The organism is Kitasatospora sp. NPDC059088, assembly GCF_042738155.1.
In the GTDB taxonomy this organism is placed as follows: Bacteria; Actinomycetota; Actinomycetes; order Streptomycetales; family Streptomycetaceae; genus Kitasatospora.
Map to the genome: position 1 here is coordinate 94,414 of NZ_JBHYGR010000015.1, position 5,600 is coordinate 100,013.

Sequence of the window (5,600 nt, forward strand, 5' to 3'; positions counted from 1 at the left end):
CGGACCACCGGCATGCTGGTCGAGCGGCTGCCCGCCGTCCCGGCGAGCGCCCGCGGCGCGATCTTCCCCGCCCTGCTGGACGCCGTCGGCGCCGCCGCCCGGCGGCTGCACCGCGTGGACGGCCCGCTCGCGCTCGGCTACCCGTGGGGCGGCCGCCCGCCCGGCGCGCCCGCCGCGCTCGGCTGTTTCCTCAACACCCTGGTGCACGCCGTGCCCACCCGGCCCGCCACCGACCTGGAAGCGCTCTGCGACGACTGGTGGGACGACCTCGACCACGCCGGAACGCCCTTCGACGAGGTGGTTCGGGCCGCCCGGGTCGCCGGTTCGCCCTGGTCCGGCGGGCTGGACGCGATGCTCACCTTCGAGGACCTCCAGCGCCGCCCGCCGCTGGTGCTCGGCGGCGTCCCCGGCCGCGAGGTCCACCTCGGCGGGCGCCCGCTCGCCGCGCCGACGGCCGTCTCCGCCTCCCACGGCGAGGAGCTGACGGTCCGCCTGGCCTGGGACGACGAGCGCTTCCCGGCCGCCGACGCGGAGGCCGCCTTCGCCGACCTGCTGGCCGTGCTGAGCCGCCACCTCTGACCGCCACCTCCGGCCACCCACGCCCGGCCACCCTCCTCCGGCCGCCACCCCTCACCGTCGCCTCCAGCCGTCACCCCTGGACGCCACGGCCCCTCAGACCCCATCCTCCCCAAGGACCACATCCACTCCAAGGACCCCGGGCCGCACCCTCACCCCGGTGCGGCCCGCCCCCACCGGCCGCGTCGGGACCACCCCACGCCCGCGCCCGGCCACCGCAGTGCCGACACGCCCACCACACAAGGGAATCATCCATGTTCGCACTCTCTCCGTCGCAGGAGATCGTCTGGCTGCACGAGCAGATGCAGCCGGGCAGCCGCGCCTACAACTTCACCGGCGTCCTCGACCTGTGGGGCACCCTCGACCGGGACGCCCTGCACGCCGGCCTCACCGCCGTGCTGGCCCAGCACCCCGGCCTGCGCCTGGAGTTGGTGGCCCGGGCGGAGGGCCTGCCCGGCCAGCGGGTCGCCGAGGACTGCCCGCCGGAGCTGCGGCACAGCGACTTCACCGCCGAGGCCGACCCGGAGGCCGTGTTCCGGACCCTGCTCGCCGCCGAGGCCGAGGAGCCGCTGGACACCGAGCGGGCGCCGCTGCTGCGCTGGCACCTGGTCAAGCTCGCCGACGACCACCACCGGCTGATCCACGTCGAGCACCACCTCGTCCACGACGGCCACTCCTTCGCGATCTTCCTGCGCGACCTGTTCACCGTCTACCGCGCCCACGTCCTCGGCGAGTCCTACGAGTTGGCCACCGCCCCCTCGTACGAGCAGCACGCCCGCACCGAGGCCGACCCGCAGGCCCGCGAGCGCGCCCTCGCCTTCTGGACCAAGGAGCTGGCCGACGCCCCGCGCGAGGTCACCCTGCCCGGGCTGGCCCACCCCGGCGTCGAGCGCCGCCACCGCGGCGGGCAGCTGCGCCAGTCGATCGGCGCCGACCTCGCCGAGCGGCTGCGCGAGCGCAGCCGGACCGACGGCCACACCCCGTTCAGCACCCTGCTCGCCCTGTTCGCCGAACTGCTGCGCCGGCACAGCGGCCACCGCGAGGTCACCGTCGGCACCGCCGTCGGCAACCGCCCCGAGGGCTTCGAGGGCACCGTCGGGATGTTCGTCAACACCGTGCCGCTGCGCCTGCGGCTCGACCCGGCCGCCTCCGGCACCGAGGCCGTCGACGAGGTCACCGACGTCCTGATGCGCGCCCTGCCCTACCAGGACCTGCCGGTGCAGGAGCTCACCCGCCGGCTCGGCCTGCACACCGGCGGCGCCGACAACCCGCTGTTCAACGTGATGTTCAGCGCCCACGACGCCGCGCTGCCCGACGTCCAGGCCCCCGGCCTCGACGTCTCGCTGTACGAGGGCTTCAACACCGGCACCACCCGCTTCGACCTCGACCTGGTGCTGCTGCCCGACGACCGCCGGGTGGTCGGCGAGAAGCACGGCGCCGCCGGGATGACCCTGATCTGGGACTACGACGCCGAACTGTTCGGCGAGGCCAGGGCCGTGCTGCTGTCCGAGCGCCTGCTGGAGCTGCTGCGCCGCTACCTGGACGACCCGGAGACGGTGCTCGCCGCGCTGGCCCCCGAGCCCGCGGCCGAGCCCGCCGCCCCGGTCGTCCCGGCCGGCCTGGACCCGGCCGCCGCCCACGACCCCACCGCGCTCGCCCTGCTGGCCGGAGCCGAGCGCATCACCTACGGCGAACTGGACCGCCGGGTCGGCGAGTTGGCCGACCGGATGCGCGCCGCCGGAGTCACCCCCGGCCAGCCGGTGGCCGCCGTCCTGCCGCGCGGCACCGACAGCGTGGTCGCCCTGCTGGCCTGCCTGCGCCTGGGCGCCGTCCACGCGCCGCTGTCCACCGAGGACCCGGCCGCCCGGCTTGGCCTGCTGCTGGAGCGGCTCGCCCCCGCGCTCGTCCTCGCCACCCGGCAGAGCGCGCTCGCGCTGCCCGCCGAGGGCGTCACCCCGGCGCTGCTGGACGGCCCCGCCTTCCCGAAGGCCGAGCCCGCCGCCGTCCTGGAGGGCGGCGCGTACGTCATCCACACCTCCGGTTCCACCGGTGTGCCCAAGCCCGTCCTGGTCGGCCGCGAGGCCCTCGCCGGGTACGTCGCCGCGGTCGCCGCCCGCTACGAACTCACCGCCGCCGACCGGGTGCTGCTGTTCGCCCGGCCCTCCTTCGACGTGTCGCTGGAGGAGGTGCTGCCCGCCCTCGCGGTCGGCGCCGCCCTGGTCGTGCCGCAGCGCGAGGTGCCCACCGGGCCCGAGCTGGTCGCCGTGCTCGCCGCCCGCGGCGTCACCGTCGCCAACCTGCCCACCAGCTACCTGCTCGCGGTCCGCGAGGACCTGCGCGAGGCGCTGCGCGACGGCCGCTGGACGCCGCGCCTGCTCGTCCTCGGCGGCGAGCGGCTGCCCGCCCGCGCCCTGGCCGGGCTGACCGAGGCCACCACGGTGCTCAACGCCTACGGCGTCACCGAGGCCACCGTCACCTCCACCGTCCACCGGGTCACCGCCGAGGACGTCGCCGAGGACGGCGAGATCCCGCTCGGCGCCGAACTCGACGGCGTGCGCCTGCACGTCCTGGACGAGACGCTGCGCCCGCTCCCGTACGGCTGCGTCGGCGAACTGGCCGTCAGCGGCGGCCTGCTGGCCGAGGGCTACGTCGGCCTGCCGGAGCCCACCGCGGCCCGCTTCATCACCGTCCCCGGCCTCGACGGCGCCCGGGTCTACCGCACCGGCGACCGCGGCTACCGCGACACCGAGGGGCGCCTGCGCTTCCTCGGCCGCGCCGACAACCAGGTCAAGCTGCGCGGCCACCGGATCGAACTGGAGGAGATCGAGGCCGCCGCCTCCGCCGAACTCGGCGGCCGCTCCTGCGCGGTGCTGCTGCACCACGACCCGCAGACCGGCCCCCGGCTGGTCGGCTTCCTGGAAGGCGCCGACCGCCCCGACCAGGCCGCACTGCACGACGCGCTGGCCCGCCGGCTGCCCGGCGGACTCGTCCCCGCCACCTGGACGGCCGTCGCCGCGATGCCCACCCTGCCCGGCGGCAAGCCCGACCGCGCCGCCCTCGCCCGGCTGGCCGAGCAGGCCCCGGCCGAGCGGGAGCAGGACAGCGCACCCAGCGTCTTCGCCGACCCCGGCCAGGAGCTGATCGCCAGCGCCTGGCGCGAGGTGCTCGGCCACGACCGCTTCGGCGCGGACTCGCACTTCTTCGAGGTCGGCGGCCACTCGCTGCTCGCCGCCCAGCTCGCCGCCTTCCTGGAGCCGCACCTGGGCAGCCGCCCGCCGCTGCGCACCCTGTTCCGGCACGCCGTCCTGGCCGACCAGGCGCGCGTCCTGACCGGTGGCGCGGCATGAGCGCCCCGTCCGCCGTCCTGGAGGACGGCCACCGCGAGCTCGTCGAGGCCTTCGAGAGCTTCATCCGCCGCGAACTCGTCCCGCTCGCCGCCGAGTTGCCGGAGACCGCCGACCAGGTCCCGGGCGACCTGCGGTCCTACGTCCGCAAGCGCTCCGCCGCGCTCGGCTTCTACGCCGGCGACTACCCCGAGGAACTCGGCGGCGCCGACATGCCGTTCACCGCCGTGGTGCTGCTGCACCACGCCGCCGGGCGCAGCGGCTGCGTGCTCGCCCCCTACGCGCTGGCCGGCTCCGACGGGCCCAGCCCGCTGCTGCGGCACGGCACCCCCGAGCAGATCGAGCGGCACCTGGTCCCGCTGGTGCGCGGCGAGCAGACCCGCTGCCTGGCGCTCACCGAACCGCAGGCCGGCTCGGACGCCTTCCACCTCACCACCACCGCCGTGCGCACCGGCGACGGCTGGGTGCTGAACGGGCGCAAGACCTTCGTCAGCAACGCCGAACACGCCGGGATCGCCCTGGTGGTGGCCGCCACCGACCTCGGCGACGGCAAGGGCCCGACCGCCGGGGCGACCGCCTTCGTGCTGCCGATGGACCAGCCCGGCCTGCGGATCGGCCAGCGCTACGAGGGGATGTCCGGCGAGCCGCTGTTCGAACTGCTGCTGGACGGGGTCACCGTCGGCCCGGAGGCCGTGATCGGCGGCGAGGAGGGCATCGCCGCGGCCACCGCCCTGGCCATGGACAGCCTCTCCCGCGGCCGCCTGGTGGTCGCCGCGATGTGCAACGGCATCGCCGAGCACGCGCTGCGGATCGGCGTCGAGTACGCCCGCGAGCGGCGCGCCTTCGGCAAGGTCATCGGCGAGTACCAGCACATCCAGGAGCACCTGGTGACCACCCGCGCCGAGGTGGAGTGCGCCAAGCTGCTCACCCTCGCCTGCGCCCGGCTGGTCGACGAGGGCACCGAGGCGCCCGAGAACGCGGCGCTCGCCAAGCTCACCTCCTCCGAGACCGCCGTCCGCGCGGTGGACCGCTCGCTCCAGGTCCACGGCGCCACCGGCTGGGTACGCGGCCACCCCTTGGAATTCCTGTACCGCTACGTCCGGATGACCACGATCATCGAAGGGACCTCCGAGGTCCAGAAGGTGATCATCGCCCGCTCCATGGGCCTGAACTGACGGTTTCTCGTACGTATCTGGAGACGATGATGGAATCCCTGAGCATCGGCTACGGCCACCCGCACCAGGACGGCGCGGTCCTCGACCTGTTCACCACCTGGGCGCACCGCACCCCGCAGGCGCCCGCCCTGATCGACGGCGGGCGCACCCTCGGCTACGCCGAACTCGACCGCCTCGCCGACACCGTGGCGGAGTCCCTGCGCGGCAAGGTCGGCGCCGGCGACCTGGTCGGCGTCTGCCTCGGCCACTCGGCGGAGCTGGCCGCCGTCACCCTCGCGATAGCCAAGCTCGGCGCCGTCCACCTGCCGCTCGGCCCGCGCCCCGGCGAGAAGCGCCTCCAGGCCGTCGCCGAGCAGCTGCGCCCGGCCTGCCTGATCGGCGACGGCCCCCCGGGGGGCGCCCCCCCCCGGGGGCGTGGGGGCAAAGAACCCGCCCCCCCCCCCCCCCGAGGCGCCCCGACCCACCCGGTTCCGGGGCGCCGGGCCGGAGTGGACCACCCAAGCCC

The 5,600-nt window shown here is 76.0% G+C and carries 4 protein-coding genes; all 4 read left to right on the top strand.

The annotated features are described in order from the left end of the window. Nucleotides 1-12: 12 nt before the first annotated feature. Nucleotides 13-579: a hypothetical protein gene (locus ACFWXO_RS09910; protein ID WP_380523081.1), complete on the top strand. Its 567-nt coding sequence runs from the start codon at nucleotides 13-15 to the stop codon at nucleotides 577-579. Nucleotides 580-830: 251 nt separating this feature from the next. After that, a complete protein-coding gene (locus ACFWXO_RS09915; protein WP_380523082.1) occupies nucleotides 831-3,923 on the top strand; it encodes an amino acid adenylation domain-containing protein in 3,093 nt (1,030 codons plus the stop codon). Beyond that, nucleotides 3,920-5,095 (top strand): acyl-CoA dehydrogenase family protein, encoded by a 1,176-nt coding sequence (locus ACFWXO_RS09920; RefSeq protein WP_380523083.1) that lies wholly within the window; start codon nucleotides 3,920-3,922, stop codon nucleotides 5,093-5,095. The genes ACFWXO_RS09915 and ACFWXO_RS09920 overlap by 4 nt, the downstream gene beginning before the upstream one ends. A 26-nt stretch (nucleotides 5,096-5,121) precedes the next feature. Then, nucleotides 5,122-5,600, top strand: a 479-nt coding sequence (locus tag ACFWXO_RS09925) for an AMP-binding protein (protein ID WP_380523084.1), incomplete at its 3' end; no start/stop codon positions are given.